Raw genomic sequence first — 15,211 nt, 5'->3', positions numbered from 1 at the left:
TGCTCCCCCCGGAACATGGTTGTGAACGCACCCGCCGGGTGCGTGGAAGCCAGAGGATAGGGGGGGCAGGCGGGCCGATCAAGCGTCGCGCGGGTCGGGCGGCTCGGGCGGCAGCGTGGCCGGCAGCGGCGGCGTGGCGGCGTAGATCGGGCGGAAGCGGTTGACGATCTCGCAGAACAGGTCGGCGGTGATTTCCGCGTCGTAGACGGCGGAGTGCGCGGAGCTGCTGTCCCAGCCGAGGCCCGCGGCCACCGTGGCCCGCGCCAGCACCGTCTGGCCGAAGGCGACGCCGGCCAGCGTCGCGGTGTCGAAGATGGCGAAGGGATGGAAGGGGCTGCGCTTGATCTCGCTGCGGGCGATGGCCTCGTTGAGGAAGCCGAGGTCGAAGTGCGCGTTGTGGCCGACCAGCACCGCGCGGGTGCAGCCGGCCGCGGCCATGGCGGCGCGCACCTCGCGGAAGATGCGCTGCAGGGCCTCGCGCTCGGGTATCGCCGGGCGCAGCGGGTGGTGCGGATCGATGCCCGTGACCTGCAGCGCGGCGGCTTCGATGTTGGCGCCCTTGAAGGGCGTGACATGCCAGGCGTGGGTGGCGCCGCGCACCAGCCGGCCCTCGGCATCGAGGCCGATGATCACCGCGGCGATTTCCAGCAGCGCGTCGGTGCGGGCGTTGAAACCGCCGGTCTCGACATCCACCACCACGGGCAGGAAGCCGCGGAAGCGTTCGGCGAGGGTCGGTGTCGGGTTCGTGGCCGGCGGCACGGGTTGCGGGCTCAGGCGCCGGGCGCGGCGAGCAGCCGGCCGAGTTCGGCCTGCCGGTCCAGCAGCAGGTTCAGCGTCAGGCGCACGCCGAAGCCGGTGGGGCCGGCGGGGACCTGGGCGAGGCCCTTCTTGCGCGCGGCCGCGCTCAGGTCGACGTGCACCCAGGGCTGGGAGGCCGGCAGGAAGCGCTGCAGGAAGCGCGCGGCGAGGATGTGGTCGCCCTCGTTCTCCGGCGAGCACTGCAGGACGTCGGCGACATCGGACTTGAGCTCCTCGTCGAAATCCTCGTCCATGGGGAAGGGCCAGACGCGCTCGCCGCTGTCGCGGCCGGCCGCGACCAGCAGCGCGTCGAGGGCGGGACGATTGCTGAACACGCCGCTGTAGCGCTCGGTCAGCGCGTTGATGCACTGCCCGGTCAGCGTCGCGTAGTCGATGATCAGGCGCGGCTTCTCGCGGGCGGCGAGCGCCAGCGTGTCGGCCAGCGCCATGCGGCCCTCGGCATCGGTGTGGATCACCTCGATGCTGGTGCCATCGACGGCCCGCACCACATCGCGCGGCTTGTAGGCCTGCGGCCCGATGCGGTTCTCGGTGATGGCGAGCCAGCAGTCCGCCGCCAGCGGCAGGCCCAGCCGCGTCATCGCCAGCAGCGTCGCCAGTGCCACGGCGCTGCCGCACATGTCCTGGTGCATGTCGAGCATGGCGCGGAACGGCTTGAGGTTGGTGCCGCCGGTGTCGAAGAGGATGCCCTTGCCGACGAGGGCGACATCGGGCCGGCTGCGGCCACGGCCGCGCGGCCGGTGCGACAGGTGCAGGATGCCGGCATCCGCGCCGCGACCCTCGCTGCCCTGGGCGACGGCGAGGAAGGCGCCGGCGCCGAGGCGGCGCAGGGCGGCGCTGTCGAGGAAGCGCAGGCCCCAGTCGTGGTGCTCGGCGAGCTGCGCCACCAGCTCGCGGTAGCCGCCGGCGGTGAGCTTGTTGGGCGGCAGCGCGGTCAGCCAGCGCACCAGGTTCGCCGTCTCGATCTCCACCAGCGTGCGGCGCAGGTCGAGCTTCGTCTCGAGGCCGAGCAGCTGCACGGCGTGCAGCCGGCGCGCGGGATCCGGCTGGCGGCGGAAGCCCGGCATGCGGAAGGCGGCCGCACCCGCGGCGAGCAGCAGCGACTGCGCCAGCGTCGCGCTGCATTCCGCCGGCAGCCCGGCCACCAGGATGCCGAGCCGTCGCGGGCGCGAGCCGAGCGCTTCGGCCATCACCTCGCCGCTCCACTTCAGCCGGGCGAAGGCGGTGTCCGCCTGCTTGCCGGGCGCGGGCAGGCAGGCGAGCGTCACGCCGGTGTCGGCGCTGCCGCCGAGGCGGCTGCGCAGCATGCCGCGCGTGGCGGGTGGGCCGAGGCGCTGCAGCTGGCGCTGCAGTCGCGCGGCATCCGGCACGCGCCGCCACGCGGCTGCGCCTGGCGCATGCGGCAGCACCACCAGCAGGTGATCGAGCGCCGCCAGCGTTTTGCCGGCGGGCATGCCGGTGGCCTGGCTCACGCGCAGCGCCGGTTCGGCGGGCAGCAGTTCGGACATGCGTCGGCTCTTTCCGGTGTGACGGCTTGAAGATGGATGCGGAAGGCGGCTGGATGCGTTGCCCACCTGATCCATGCCGGTGACAGCGCAGGGACAATCCGCTATTCTTCGGCGCAGGGATTATAGGGCAGAGCAGGATGCGTGCGGTCGCTGTTTCCCGCATGCGGGTGGCGGTTTCAGGTCGAGCGTGCCAGTGCGGGACTTCAACCGATTTGATGATGTCGATCCGGATGAAACCCAGGAATGGCTTGAGTCCATAGACTCCGTCCTGCGAACGGGTGGCGCCTCGAGGGCCCACTTCCTGCTCAACCACATGATCGACCACGCGCGCCGTTCCGGCGCGTACCTGCCGTACAGCCCCAATACCGCCTACGTCAACACCATCCCGGTGTCGCAGCAGCCGGAGTACCCGGGCGACCGGGCGCTGGAGCGGCGCATCGAGGCCTACATCCGCTGGAACGCGCTGGCGATGGTGACGCGGACCAACAAGGTCAGCACCGAGTACGGCGGCCACATCGCCAGCTACGCCTCCTCGGCGACACTCTACGAGGTCGGCTTCCATCATTTCTGGCGGGCAGCCGGCGCGGCGCATGGCGGCGACCTGGTGTTCATCCAGGGGCATTCCTCGCCCGGTTTCTACGCGCGCGCCTTTCTCGAGGGGCGGCTGAGCGAGGAGCAGCTCAAGCGCTTCCGCCAGGAGGTCGGCGGCGGCGGGCTGTCCTCCTACCCGCATCCCTGGCTGATGCCGGACTTCTGGCAGTTCCCCACGGTATCGATGGGCCTCGGGCCGATGATGGCCATCTACCAGGCGCGCTTCATGCGCTACCTGGAGAACCGCGGGCTCATTCCCGCCGGCGACCGCAAGGTGTGGTGCTTCCTCGGCGACGGCGAGATGGACGAGCCCGAGTCCATGGGCGCCATCGGCATGCCGGTGCGCGAGGGCCTCGACAACCTGGTGTTCGTCATCAACTGCAACCTGCAGCGGCTCGACGGCCCGGTGCGCGGCAACGGCAAGATCATCCAGGAGCTGGAGGCCGCCTTCGGCGGTGCCGGCTGGAACGTCATCAAGGTGCTGTGGGGTTCGCGCTGGGACCCGCTGCTCGCGGCCGACCACCAGGGGCTGCTGCGCCGGGTCATGGAAGAGGCGGTGGATGGCGAGTACCAGGCCTGCAAGGCCTTCGGCGGCGCCTACACCCGCGAGCATTTCTTCGGCAAGCACCCGGATCTCAAGGCGATGGTCGCCAACATGTCCGACGAGGACATCTGGCGGCTGAACCGCGGCGGCCACGATTTCGTCAAGGTGTACGCGGCCTACGACCGCGCCATGAAGCACACCGGCGGCCCGACCGTGATCCTCGCCAAGACGGTGAAGGGCTTCGCCATGGGCACCTCAGGCGAGAGCCGCATGATCGCCCACCAGGCGAAGAAGGTCGACCTCGAGAACCTCAAGCATTTCCGCGACCGTTTCAACATTCCGCTCTCCGATACCGAGATCGAGGCCATACCCTTCCTCAAGCCGGCCGAGGACAGCGACGAGATCCGCTACCTGAAGGAGCGTCGCGAGAAGCTCGGCGGCTACCTGCCGGCGCGCTCGGTGCGTGCCGAACCGCTGCAGGTGCCGGGGCTCGACAGCTTCCGCCAGGAACTGGAAGGCTCGGGGGACCGCGAGATCTCCACCACCATGGCCTTCGTGCGCCTGCTGACCCGCCTGATCCGCGACCCGGTGGTGGGCAAGCTCATCGTGCCTATCGTCGCCGACGAGGCGCGCACCTTCGGCATGGACGGCATGTTCCGCCAGATCGGCATCTACTCGGCGGTCGGCCAGCTCTACCGTCCGCAGGATGCGGACCAGCTCTCCTACTACCGCGAGGACAAGAAGGGCCAGATCCTGCAGGAGGGCATCAACGAGGCCGGCGCCTTCTGCTCCTGGCTGGCGGCGGGGACCAGTTACGCCAACCACGGCGTCAACATGATCCCCTTCTACATCTACTACTCGATGTTCGGCTTCCAGCGCATCGGCGATTTCGTCTGGGCGGCCGGCGACATGCAGGCGCGCGGCTTCCTGCTCGGCGCCACCGCCGGGCGCACCACGCTGGCGGGCGAGGGCCTGCAGCACCAGGACGGCCACAGCCACGTGCTGGCCTCCACGGTGCCCAACTGCGTGGCCTACGACCCGGCCTATGCCTACGAACTGACGGTCATCATCCAGGATGGCCTGCGGCGCATGTACCAGGAGGGCGAACGCGTCTTCTACTACATCACCTGCATGAACGAGAACTACGTGCAGCCGCCGATGCCGCCGGGCGTCAAGGACGGCATCCTGCGCGGGCTCTACCAGCTGCAGGTCGGCGGGCCGGGCAAGGTGCGAGTGCAGCTGCTTGGCTCCGGCACCATCCTGCGCGAGGTGATCGCCGCCGCCGAGATCCTCGAGCGCGACTACCGCATCCCGGCCGACGTCTGGAGCGTGACCAGCTTCTCCGAGCTGCGGCGCGAGGGCCTGGACTGCGAGCGCTGGAACAACCTGCATCCCGGCGAGCGTCCGCGCCGGCCCTACGTGGAACGCAGCCTCGGCATGCATGGCGGCCCCTTCGTCGCCGCCACCGACTACATGCGCATCGTGCCCGACCAGATCCGCCAGTGGATCCCCGGCCGCTACGTGGTGCTCGGCACCGATGGCTACGGGCGCAGCGATTCGCGCGCGGCGCTGCGCGACCACTTCGAGGTCGATCGCCGGCACATCGCCGTGGCCGCCCTCAAGGCCCTGGCCGACGACGGCGCCCTGGACATGGCCACGGTGCGCGGGGCCATCGAGGCGCTGCAGGTCGACCCCGAGCGGCCGAACCCGGTGACGGTGTGACGGTCCGGGCGGGGTGGGGCAGATGACGCGGCGCGAGGAAATCCGGGTTCCCGACATCGGCGATTTCCACGACGTCGAGATCGTCGAAGTATTGGTGGCCGCCGGCGACACGGTGAGCGCCGAGGCGCCGCTGATCACCCTGGAGACCGACAAGGCCTCGATGGAAGTGCCGGCACCGATGGCCGGGCGCATCGTCGAGCTGAAGGTCGCCAAGGGCGGCCGCGTCTCCAAGGGCAGCCTCATCGCTCTCATTGAAGTGGACGCGTCGGCCGCGCCACCACCGGCGGCACCCGCCCCGGCGAAGTCCGCGCCAGCGGCTGCAGCCGCGACACCGGCCAGGCCGGCTGCCGCGGCACCCGCGCCTGCAGCGGCGCCCGCCGCGCGCCCGCCGCCGGTGCGCGCCAGCGCCACGCTGCCGCCGATCGACGAGTCGGGCTTCGGCAAGGCGCATGCGAGCCCCTCGGTGCGCAAGCTGGCGCGCGAGCTCGGCGTCAACCTGATCGCGGTGAAGGGCAGCGGTGCCAAGGGCCGCGTGCTGCAGGAGGACGTCAAGGCCTACGTCAAGGCCATCCTCGGCGGCCAGGCGGGCGGCGGCCTGCCGAAGCTGCCGGTGGTCGACTACGCGAAGTACGGCGAGATCGAGCTGGTGCCGCTGTCGCGGGTGCGGCGGATCTCCGGCCCGCGGCTGCAGGCGAGCTGGCTCAACATCCCGCATGTCACCCAGCACGACGAGGCGGACATCACCGCGCTGGAGGCGCGCCGCGAGGCGCTCAAGGCCGAGGCGGCGAAGGCGGGCGTGCGGCTGACGCCGCTGGCCTTCATCATCCGCGCCTGCGTGCTGGCGCTGCGCGAGTTCCCGGATTTCAATTCCTCGCTGTCGGAGGACGGCGGCGCACTGGTGCACAAGAAGTACCACCACATCGGTTTCGCGGCCGACACGCCGCAGGGGCTGGTGGTGCCGGTGATCCGCGATGCCGGCACGAAGGACCTGTTCGCCATCGCCCGCGAGCTCGGCGATCTCAGCGCCCGCGCCCGCGAGGGCAAGGTCAGCGGCGAGGAGATGCGCGGCGGCAGCTTCACCGTGTCCAGCCTCGGCGGCATCGGCGGCAGCTTCTTCACGCCGATCATCAACGCGCCCGAGGTCGCCATCCTCGGCATCGGCCGGTCCGCCCGGCGCCCGGTCTGGCAGGACGGCGGTTTCGTGCCGCGGCTGGTCCTGCCGCTGTCGCTGTCCTACGACCACCGCGTCATCGACGGCGCGAGCGGCGTGCGTTTCACCTCGTTCCTGGTGCAGGCCCTGGCCGACCCGGACCGGCTCGCGGGCTGAGGCAGCGTGGCCAGCCTGACCGAGGTCAGCGTCCCGGACATCGGCGACTTCAAGGACGTCGAGGTCATCGAGGTACATGTGCAGCCCGGCGACCGGCTGGCCGTCGAGCAGCCGCTGATCACCCTGGAGAGCGACAAGGCGGCCATGGAGGTGCCGGCCACGGCGCCGGGCCGCGTGGTCGAGGTGCTGGTCAAGGCCGGTGACCGCGTGTCCAGGGGCACGCCCATCCTGCGCATGGAAGCCGACGCCGCATCCGCGCCCGCGCCGCAGGCGGCAGCTGTCGCCGCGACGCCCGCAGCGGCTGCTTCCGCCGCGCCCGCTGCCGCGCCTGCAAGGGCTGCGCCGCCGCCGGCCCCGGCGAAGACCGCCGGCGCCGCGCAGTACAGCGGTCCGGTGCAGGCCGAGGCCGATCTGCTCGTGCTCGGCGCCGGTCCCGGCGGCTACACGGCCGCCTTCCGCGCGGCCGACCTCGGACTGGCGGTGACGCTGGTCGAGCGCTGGCCGACGCTGGGCGGGGTGTGCCTGAATGTCGGCTGCATTCCCTCGAAGGCCCTGCTGCACGCGGCGCGCGTCATCGAGGAGGCAGCGGAGATGTCCGCCCTCGGCGTGGACTTCGGACCGCCGAAGATCGACAGCGCGCGGCTGCGCGAGTGGAAGAACAAGGTGGTGGGGCGGCTCACCGGCGGGCTCGGGCAGCTGGCGAAGCAGCGCCGCGTGCAGGTGGTCCGCGGCAGCGGGCGCTTCCTCTCGGACCATCACCTCGAGGTGAGCGGGGACGGGGGCAGCCAGGTGATCGCCTTCCGCCAGTGCATCATCGCCGCAGGCTCGGAACCGGTGCGGCTGCCGGACCTGCCCGAGGATCCGCGCATCATCGATTCCACCGCGGCGCTGGAACTCGATCTGCCGGAGTCGCTGCTGGTCATCGGCGGCGGCATCATCGGCCTGGAAATGGCGACCGTCTACGACGCGCTCGGCGTGAAGGTGAGCGTGGTGGAGCTGCTCGACCAGCTGATGCCCGGCGTGGATCCCGACCTGCTGCGGCCGCTGGAGCGGCGCCTGCGCAAGCGCTACGAGGCGGTGATGACGGGCACGAAGGTGGTGTCGATGAAGCCCGCGGCGGCGGGCATCGAGGTGACCTTCGACAAGGCCGGCAAGGGCGAGACGCGCAGCTACGGCAAGGTGCTGGTCGCGGTCGGCCGCCGGCCCAATGGCCGGCAGATCGGTGCCGACAAGGCCGGCGTCGCCGTCGACGAGCGCGGCTTCATTGCAGTGGACCGGCAGATGCGCACGAATGTGGCGCACATCTTCGCCATCGGCGACATCGTCGGCCAGCCGATGCTGGCCCACAAGGCGAGCCACGAGGGCAAGGTGGCCGCCGAGGTGGCGGCCGGTCACAAGCGCGCCTTCGATGCGCGCGTCATTCCCTCGGTCGCCTACACGGATCCGGAAGTCGCCTGGGTGGGCCTGACCGAGACCCAGGCGAAGGCGCAGGGCATCGCCGTGGAAAAGGGCAGCTTCCCCTGGGCGGCCAGCGGTCGCGCGCTGTCACTGAACCGCGACGAGGGCCTGACGAAGCTGCTGTTCGATCCCGTCACCCGGCGCGTGCTCGGCGCCGGCATCGTCGGCCCCAATGCCGGCGACCTGATCGCCGAGGTGGCGCTGGCCATCGAGATGGGCTGCGACGCCGAGGACATCGGCCTGACCATCCATCCGCACCCGACGCTGTCGGAAACGGTCGCCTTCGCCGCCGAGGCCTTCGACGGCACGCTCACCGACCTCTACCTGCCGAAGAAGGGCTGAGCCGGCGCGCGCTCAGCGCGCATAGGTCGCCATCAGCTCCGCTTCCGCCAGGGCGTTGGCCCGCACATTGAAGCTGACGAAGGCCGCGCTGGCCTGGGCCGGCAGGTCCAGCTTTTCGACCTTCAGCGCGTAGAGCCGGAAGTGGTAGTGGTGCGGCTTCGAGCCCGGCGGCGGACAGGGGCCGCCATAGCCCGGGCTGCCGAAATCGGTGTTGCCCTGCACGGCCCCGGCCGGCATCGCGGCGGAGCCGGGTGTGCCGGCGCCGGCGGGCAGTGTCGTCGTCGCCGCGGGGATGTTCCACACCACCCAGTGCCACCAGCCGCTGCCGGTGGGTGCGTCCGGGTCGTGCACCATCAGGGCGAAGCTGCGGGTGCCGGCCGGCGCGCCCTGCCAGAGCAGGGCGGGCGAGATGTTCTCGCCGCTGCAGCCGAAACCCTTGTAGACCTGCTTCAGCGTCATCGGCTGGCCGGGCACCAGGTCCGGACTGGCGAGGCGGAAGCCGGATTCGGCAGCCTGGGCCGAGCCCAGCACGAGCAGGACGGTGACGAGGATCAGGCGCATGGTGGTTCTCCTGCAGACGGCCCCGGCCGCGTGAGGCTGCCTGTATAGCAGAGCGCGCGGGCGCTGTCAGTGCATGCTGGCGGGAGACTCGATGCTGGCCGCCAGCTCGCGATGCAGCCGGTGCTCGCGCCAGATGAGGTACAGCCCGGCAGCCACCACCAGGCTGGCGCCGGCGAGCGCGCGTCCGCCGGGCAGCACGTGCCAGAAGGCCCAGTCGATGCCGATGCCCCAGAGCAGCGCGGTGTACTCGAAGGGCGCGATGACCGAGGCGGGCGCATGCCGGAAGGCCTCGGTGACGAAGTGCTGGCCGACGATGCCGAGCGCGCCGAGCGCGAGGATCCAGCGCCAGTCCTGCGACTCGACCGGTACCCAGCCGGGCGCGGCGATGGCACCGGAGAACAGCGTCAGCAGCACCAGGAACCAGAACACCATGCTCACCGTGGTGTCGGTGCGGGTCAGTACCCGCACGGAGATGGCGCTCAGCGCATAGGCCACGGCGGAGAGCAGCGCACCGGCCATGCCGAGCGCGCCCATGGCGTGGCCGGAGGGCCGCAGCATGGTGAGCACGCCCGCCAGCCCCGCGAAGATGGCGAGCCAGCGCTGCCAGTCGACCCGCTCGCCGAGCAGCGGCACCGCGAAGGCGGTGACCATCAGCGGCGCGACGAAGAAGATCGAATAGGCGTCGGCCAGCGACAGCACCTTCACCGCGTAGACGAAGCCGGCCACCATCACCAGGCCGAGCACGCCGCGGACCAGGTGCAGGCCGATGCGCACCGGGCGCAGCTCGCGCCAGCGGCCGAGCAGGGCCACGCCGGCGAGCAGGAAAGGCAGCGATGCGGCACCGCGCAGGGCGCCGACCTGCATCGGCGGATAGCGCGCGGCCAGCACCTTGAGCATGGCATCCATGCCGGCGAAGGCCGCCACGGCCACCAGCATGGCGGCGATGCCGCGCAGGTTCTGCGAGAACATCGGGGCAGGTCTGCGGCGGGCCGGGCCGTCAGCCCGGCGTGCCGCCATCGAGCAGCAGGGCGATGCCGGCGACGACGCCGGCCTCGTCGGCGGCTGCCAGCGGGCAGTCGCGCAGGTCCTCCCAGCCGCCGGCGCGCAGGGCTGCCTGCAGCACCAGCCTGCGTTCACGGCCGTTCCAGACGATGCGCTGGCGCCGGCCATCGGCGCTGAAGTGGATCAGCCAGCTGCCCTGGCCGCCGAGCGCGGCGACGAAGTCCTCCGGCTCCAGTCCTCGGGACTGGCAGGCCTGGCGGACGGCCGGCTCCAGGGCGCTGGCGGCCGGGGGCGCTTCGGCCGCCTGCTGGGTGCCGGGCTTGCCACCCAGCCAGAACACGGATTCCTCTTTCACGGCGCCTCCAGCGGGAAAAGCCGCATCTTACAGCCTGCCCTGGGCGCCTGGTCGCAGGCCGCGGCCAGCCCAGGCCAGATCAGGCCAGCCCAGGCCAGCTCAGGCCAGCTCAGGCTGGCGCGGGCGTCTTGTGCCGGTACTCGCACAGGTCGGCGATGAGGCACTGCGGGCAGCGCGGCCGGCGCGCCAGGCAGGTGTAGCGGCCGTGGAGGATCAGCCAGTGATGCGCATCGCGGCGGAACTCCTCCGGCACGCCACGCAGCAGTTTCCTTTCCACGGCCAGCGGCGTGCGGCCGGGCGCGAGGCCAGTGCGGTTGCAGACGCGGAAGATGTGCGTGTCGACGGCGATGGTCGCTTCGCCCCATGCGGTGTTGAGCACCACGTTGGCGGTCTTGCGACCGACGCCAGGCAGCGCTTCGAGTTCCTGCCGCGTGCGCGGTACCGCGCCACCATGCCGGTCGACGAGGATGGCGCAGGCGAGGATGATGTGCTCCGCCTTGGTGTTGAACAGGCCGATGCTGCGGATGTGGCGCTTCAGCCCGGCCTCGCCCAGCTGCAGCATGCGCTCCGGCGTGGGTGCCACGGCAAACAGCGGCCCGGTGGCCTTGTTGACGCTGACATCGGTCGCCTGCGCGGAGAGCATCACCGCCACCAGCAGCTCGAAGGGACTGGCGTAGTGCAGTTCCGTCGCCGGTCGCGGGTTGGCCGCGCGCAGCCGGAGGAAGATCTCCGTCCGCCTGGCCGCGTTCATGCCGGGCGGTTGCCCGATGTCTGTAACGCCTGCAATGCGGCGGCGGCGCCGGCGAGCAGGAAGAACATCGTCGCCGGCGGCAACCCGGCCAGCGCGGGAAGCTGGCGCAGTGCGCCGGCCATCGCCAGCGCCCCGACGCCAGCCAGTGCGATGCGCCAGGCCGGTCCCGCCTGCGCGGCATCGGCTTCGCCCGCGGCGGTGCCGGCCACCAGGCCGTGCAGCGTCGCGAGGGCGAACAGGCCGCCGCTGGCCAGCGCCAGGTCGTAGGCGAAGGCCTCGCAGGCCAGGTGCAGGATGACGGTGATGCCGGCCGCGATGAGCAGCAGGCCGGCGATGCCGGCGCCGCCGCGGGCGGTGGCGTGCACCGGGACGCGGCGGACGCCGAGCAGCACGACGCCGCTGACCGCGCCGAGCAGCAGCCCCTGGGCCAGCGTGTCGGCGCCGGCCAGCAGCGGGCAGACACCGAGCCAGGCCATGGCCTCGGGGGTGGCGCGTGGCGGCGTGGTGGCGGTCATGCGCGGACGGTTCCGGTGGTGGCGGCGGTTGCTGGCGAGTCTGGCATTCTAGCTGGCCCGGGTGGATGGACGCCGTCAGCGCGACGTCTCGTCGAAGATCGCCTGGCGGTGTGCGGCGAAGTACTCCGCCGCGCGGCGCACTGCCTCGACCACCGCGCGGCTGGTGACGGTGGCGCCGGTGATGGCGTCGAAGTCGCCGCCGTCGTGGCGCAGCGCCCAGCGCTCCGCGGGTGGATCGCCGAGGGAGCGTCCGGTGAAGCCCTCCATCCAGGCGGATTTCGCGATGTCGATGCGGTCGCCGAGCCCCGGCGTCTCCTGGTGGGCCACCGTCCGGACGGCCAGCACCCGGCCATCGGCGGCGATCGACACCAGCAGCCGGATGGGACCGCCGTAGCCCCGGGGCGCCACGACGGTGAGGATGGCGGCGGCCGGCCGGCCGCCGAGGCGCGCGCGATAGACCGGCAATGGCGTGGTGCTGCCGAGCAGGGCGGCATCGGTCACCTCGATGCGGTCCTCGCCCGGGCGGTTGTCGTAGCCGCCGGCGGGCAGCAGCCCGGCCAGGGCGGCGAAGGCCTGCGTCGCGGCGTTGCGCTCGATGCGCCCGCGCGTCAGGACCACGGCGAGCGCCACGGCCACGGCGACCGCGGCCACCACCGTTGCCAGCCAGGGCAGGGTGTCGCGCCATCCGGTCGAGCCTGTGCCCTGCATGACGGTTCAGCGCCCGTAGATGCGCGGCCGCGTGTAGCGGTCGATCACCGGCACCGCGGCGTTCATCAGCAGCACCGCGAAGGCGACGCCGTCCGGGAAGCTGCCCCAGCTGCGGATGATGAAGATGATCAGGCCACAACCGGTGCCGAAGACCAGCTGGCCGCGGCTGGTGACCGGCGAGGACACCGGATCGGTGGCGATGAAGAATGCGGCGAGGAGGGTGCCGCCGGTCCACAGGTGGAACAGCGGCGAGGGATGCGTCTGCGGATCGGCGAGCCAGAACAGCAGCGCCGGCAGCATGATGCCGGCCAGCGTGGCGGCCGGCAGCTGCCAGCGGATGATGCCGCGGTAGAACAGCCAGGCACCACCCAGCGTCACGAAGTTGCCGACCCACTCCCAGCCGGCGCCGCCGAAGTCGCCGAACACCGGGTTGACGCGGATCTCCTCCATGGTGTGCATCTGGCCGAGTCCGGCCTTCACCAGCTCCAGCGGCGTGGCGCGGGTGACGGCGTCCAGCGTCAGCGCGTCCGGCAGCCGGCCGCTGAAGGTGTAGAAGAGCGTCTGCCCGAGCGACAGCGACTGGTAGTCGAGGTCGCCGATGCGCGGTGGCGGCCAGGCCGTCAGCTCCGCGGGGAAAGCCAGCAGCAGCAGCGCGTAGCCGGCCATCGCCGGGTTGAAGACATTGAGCCCGAGCCCGCCATAGAGATGCTTGGCGATGCCGATGGCGAAGGCGCTGCCCGCGGCCGTCACCCACCAGGGGGTGAGCGGCGGCAGGCAGAAGGCCAGCAGCACGGCCGTGACCACGGCGCTGCCGTCGCCGAGGAACGGTTGCAGCGGCCGCCCGCGCCAGCGCAGGGCGAGCGCTTCCGTCGCCAGCGCGACCAGCACGGCCAGCAGCGTGTTGATGACCAGGCCCGGCCCGTAGAAGAACACGTGGGCACAGGCGGCGGGCAGCAGCGCATAGAGCACCTGGCGCATCATCGCCGGCACGTCGCCGGCGCCGTGCCAGTGCGGAGCCGGGGTGGCGGGTGGTGTCATCGGCGCGTGTCGTCCGCCGTGGCCGCCGTGGCCCGGGCCGCCCGGGCCGCCCGGGCCACCCGGGCCGCCGCAAAGCGTGGTGTCAGCGCGATGGCGCTGGGACAGACGTAGTCGCAGCAGCCGCACTCGATGCAGGCGTCCAGGCCGAGCTCGTCGAGCGCCGCCGCCTCGCCGCGCGCCAGGGCACCGAGCAGCTCGTTGGGCAGCAGCCCCGCCGGGCAGACCTGCACGCAGTCCCCGCAGCGGATGCAGGGCATCTCCGGCTGCGGCGGCGCCAGCTCGCCGGCGGTCGCCGCCACCAGACAGTTGGTCCCCCGTGTGACCGGCAGGCTGTCGTCGGCCAGCTCGATGCCCATCATGGGTCCGCCGAGGATCAGGCGCTGCGGCGGGGCGCGGTAACCGCCGGCAGCCGCGACCAGCGCCGCCAGCGGCGTGCCCAGACGTGCTTCGAAATTGCCCGGCGTGGCGATCGCCCCACCGGTGAGGGTGACGATACGCGAGATCAGCGGCCGGCCGTCATCGAACCATTCGGCGACGGCCGCCGCGGTGCCGGCATTCTGGCAGACGTAGCCGATGTCGCGCGGCAGGCCGCCCGCCGGCACTTCCTCGCCGGTGAGCAGCTCGATCAGCTGGCGCTCGCCGCCGGCGGGATACTTGGCGGTGACCACGGCGATGCCGATGTCATCGCCCGCCTGCGCCTGCAGGCCGTCGTGCAGGGCGACGCGCGCCTCCGGCATGTTGGCTTCCACGGCGATCACCGCGCGGGCCGTGCCGAGCGCGCGCATCATGATGCGGGCACCGCGGATGACGCGCGCGGCGCGCTCGCGCAGCAGCATCTCGTCGCAGCTGATCCAGGGCTCGCATTCCACGCCGTTGACCAGCAGCGCGCGGATGGCGCGCCCGGGCTGCAGCTTCACGGCGGTGGGGAACTGCGCGCCGCCGAGGCCGGCGATGCCGCCCGCGGCGATGTGCCGGGCGATGTCCGCGGGCGCCAGCGTCGCGGGATCGAGCGGTGCCAGCCGGGGATGGAAGCACTCGGGGTCGCGGCGGCGGATCACCACGCAGGGCACGGTGCCGAGGCCTGGTACCGGGCGCGGCTCGATGGCGAGCACGGTGCCGGTGATGCTGGCATGGGCGGCTGCCGCCGCATCGCCGGCCACGACCTGCCCGGTCAGCACCTCGTCGCCAGGGCTGACGCATGGCATGGCGACGCCGCGGGCGTGGGCCAGCGCGATCACCGCCTCGTCGGGAGGCGGCGCCTGGCGGATCGGCTCGCGCATCGACAGCGCCTTGAGCGGCGGCGCGTGCAGGCCCCAGCCGGGCCGCGGCGGCCGCGGATCGTAGTTCCATGCGGCGGGCGGCGCGGCTGCGGAGGGCTCGGCCACGGCAGCTTCCGTCAGCCGCCCCGGAGACCGGCGAAGCCGCCGAGGCCGAGGGCGAGGATTCCCGCCGTGACCAGCATGATGCCGGCGCCGCGCCAGGCCCGGGGCAGGTCGGTGGCCGCGAGGCGTTCGCGCAGGCCGGTGCAGCACAGCTCGAGGGCGCCCAGCGCCGCGCCGCTGGCGCCGCCGGCGACGACCGCTGCCGCGAAGCCGTCCGGTGCCAGCGTCGCCTCGAGCGCCAGGCCGGCCGCCACGGCGTCGAAGGTCAGCCGGGAGCGCGGCAACGGCTCATCCCGGTGCGCCAGGGCATCGTGGAGGCGGGCGATGACCTGCGCCGTCAGGGCCGCGACGATGATGAGCAGCAGGGGCTGCAGCTCGACGAGGTGCGAGGGCTTCAGCAGCTGCTGGCCGAGCAGCCAGGCGAGGCCGGCCGATGGCGCGACCACCAGCGGCAGCAGCAGCGCCAGCCGCGGCAGCGCCGTGCCCGGGGCAATGCCCGGCGCCAGCGAGGCCAGGGCCGGGAAGGCGGGCAGCATCAGGACATTGACCATGACCACGCCGAGCAGGATCGCGATGAGGTCGTGCATCGGC

Annotated in this window: 14 protein-coding genes; 3 read left to right on the top strand and 11 right to left on the bottom strand. The window is 72.2% G+C overall.

The features are described from left to right. Positions 1–78 precede the first annotated feature (78 nt). Entirely contained in the window at positions 79–759 is a 681-nt protein-coding gene (rnt, locus tag HRU81_06870) for a ribonuclease T (protein ID QOJ31835.1), read from the bottom strand. A gap of 11 nt (positions 760–770) precedes the next feature. Then, positions 771–2,324 carry a leucyl aminopeptidase family protein gene (locus tag HRU81_06865; GenBank protein QOJ31834.1) on the bottom strand — a complete coding sequence of 518 codons (1,554 nt, stop codon included), beginning with the start codon at positions 2,322–2,324 and terminating at the stop codon, positions 771–773. Positions 2,325–2,397: 73 nt separating this feature from the next. Between HRU81_06865 and aceE the strand changes: the two genes are divergently transcribed. The 3 genes from aceE to lpdA are packed head-to-tail and all read left to right on the top strand — an operon-like array spanning position 2,398 to position 8,308. Beyond that, on the top strand, positions 2,398–5,181 hold the full coding sequence (aceE, locus tag HRU81_06860; protein ID QOJ31833.1) for a pyruvate dehydrogenase (acetyl-transferring), homodimeric type: 2,784 nt from the start codon (positions 2,398–2,400) through the stop codon (positions 5,179–5,181). Between the two features lie 22 nt (positions 5,182–5,203). Further along, positions 5,204–6,508: a 2-oxo acid dehydrogenase subunit E2 gene (locus HRU81_06855; GenBank protein QOJ31832.1), complete on the top strand. Its 1,305-nt coding sequence runs from the start codon at positions 5,204–5,206 to the stop codon at positions 6,506–6,508. Positions 6,509–6,514: 6 nt separating this feature from the next. After that, positions 6,515–8,308: a dihydrolipoyl dehydrogenase gene (lpdA, locus tag HRU81_06850; protein ID QOJ31831.1), complete on the top strand. Its 1,794-nt coding sequence runs from the start codon at positions 6,515–6,517 to the stop codon at positions 8,306–8,308. Between the two features lie 12 nt (positions 8,309–8,320). On the opposite strand, the gene HRU81_06845 is transcribed toward lpdA, so the two are convergent. From HRU81_06845 to HRU81_06805, 9 genes are all read right to left on the bottom strand, one after another. Then, the gene (locus tag HRU81_06845; protein QOJ31830.1) at positions 8,321–8,869 is read right to left on the bottom strand and encodes a YbhB/YbcL family Raf kinase inhibitor-like protein; all 549 of its coding nucleotides are present in this window, start codon (positions 8,867–8,869) and stop codon (positions 8,321–8,323) included. A 66-nt stretch (positions 8,870–8,935) separates the two neighbouring features. Further along, positions 8,936–9,805, bottom strand: a complete 870-nt coding sequence (locus HRU81_06840; protein QOJ33324.1) for a DMT family transporter — start codon at positions 9,803–9,805, stop codon at positions 8,936–8,938. A 61-nt stretch (positions 9,806–9,866) separates the two neighbouring features. Then, positions 9,867–10,226 (bottom strand): hypothetical protein, encoded by a 360-nt coding sequence (locus HRU81_06835; GenBank protein QOJ31829.1) that lies wholly within the window; start codon positions 10,224–10,226, stop codon positions 9,867–9,869. 109 nt (positions 10,227–10,335) lie between these two features. After that, the gene (gene nth, locus HRU81_06830) at positions 10,336–10,977 is read right to left on the bottom strand and encodes an endonuclease III (GenBank protein ID QOJ31828.1); all 642 of its coding nucleotides are present in this window, start codon (positions 10,975–10,977) and stop codon (positions 10,336–10,338) included. Then, positions 10,974–11,492 carry a hypothetical protein gene (locus HRU81_06825; protein ID QOJ31827.1) on the bottom strand — a complete coding sequence of 173 codons (519 nt, stop codon included), beginning with the start codon at positions 11,490–11,492 and terminating at the stop codon, positions 10,974–10,976. Before HRU81_06825 ends, nth begins: the two co-directional genes overlap by 4 nt. Before the next feature lie 75 nt (positions 11,493–11,567). Further along, entirely contained in the window at positions 11,568–12,200 is a 633-nt protein-coding gene (gene rsxG, locus HRU81_06820) for an electron transport complex subunit RsxG (protein ID QOJ31826.1), read from the bottom strand. Positions 12,201–12,206: 6 nt separating this feature from the next. After that, positions 12,207–13,238 (bottom strand): RnfABCDGE type electron transport complex subunit D, encoded by a 1,032-nt coding sequence (locus HRU81_06815; GenBank protein ID QOJ31825.1) that lies wholly within the window; start codon positions 13,236–13,238, stop codon positions 12,207–12,209. Continuing rightward, on the bottom strand, positions 13,235–14,623 hold the full coding sequence (gene rsxC, locus HRU81_06810; GenBank protein QOJ31824.1) for an electron transport complex subunit RsxC: 1,389 nt from the start codon (positions 14,621–14,623) through the stop codon (positions 13,235–13,237). Before rsxC ends, HRU81_06815 begins: the two co-directional genes overlap by 4 nt. 11 nt (positions 14,624–14,634) lie before the next feature. Further along, positions 14,635–15,207: a hypothetical protein gene (locus HRU81_06805; protein ID QOJ31823.1), complete on the bottom strand. Its 573-nt coding sequence runs from the start codon at positions 15,205–15,207 to the stop codon at positions 14,635–14,637. Positions 15,208–15,211 lie beyond the last annotated feature (4 nt).

The organism is Gammaproteobacteria bacterium (genome assembly GCA_015709695.1).
GTDB lineage: Bacteria > Pseudomonadota > Gammaproteobacteria > Steroidobacterales.
The sequence above is the reverse complement of the archived record's forward strand: the minus strand, read 5'-3'. Positions and strand labels throughout refer to the sequence as shown.

Coding starts and splice junctions, on each gene's coding strand:
- HRU81_06865 (QOJ31834.1), bottom strand. CDS start 2,324: ATGTCCGAACTGCTGCCCGCCGAACCGGCGCTGCGCGTGAGCCAGGCC.
- rsxG (QOJ31826.1), bottom strand. CDS start 12,200: ATGCAGGGCACAGGCTCGACCGGATGGCGCGACACCCTGCCCTGGCTG.
- HRU81_06845 (QOJ31830.1), bottom strand. CDS start 8,869: ATGCGCCTGATCCTCGTCACCGTCCTGCTCGTGCTGGGCTCGGCCCAG.
- HRU81_06825 (QOJ31827.1), bottom strand. CDS start 11,492: ATGACCGCCACCACGCCGCCACGCGCCACCCCCGAGGCCATGGCCTGG.
- HRU81_06815 (QOJ31825.1), bottom strand. CDS start 13,238: ATGACACCACCCGCCACCCCGGCTCCGCACTGGCACGGCGCCGGCGAC.
- nth (QOJ31828.1), bottom strand. CDS start 10,977: ATGAACGCGGCCAGGCGGACGGAGATCTTCCTCCGGCTGCGCGCGGCC.
- aceE (QOJ31833.1), top strand. CDS start 2,398: ATGCCGGTGACAGCGCAGGGACAATCCGCTATTCTTCGGCGCAGGGAT.
- HRU81_06855 (QOJ31832.1), top strand. CDS start 5,204: ATGACGCGGCGCGAGGAAATCCGGGTTCCCGACATCGGCGATTTCCAC.
- HRU81_06805 (QOJ31823.1), bottom strand. CDS start 15,207: ATGCACGACCTCATCGCGATCCTGCTCGGCGTGGTCATGGTCAATGTC.
- HRU81_06840 (QOJ33324.1), bottom strand. CDS start 9,805: ATGCTGGTGGCCGTGGCGGCCTTCGCCGGCATGGATGCCATGCTCAAG.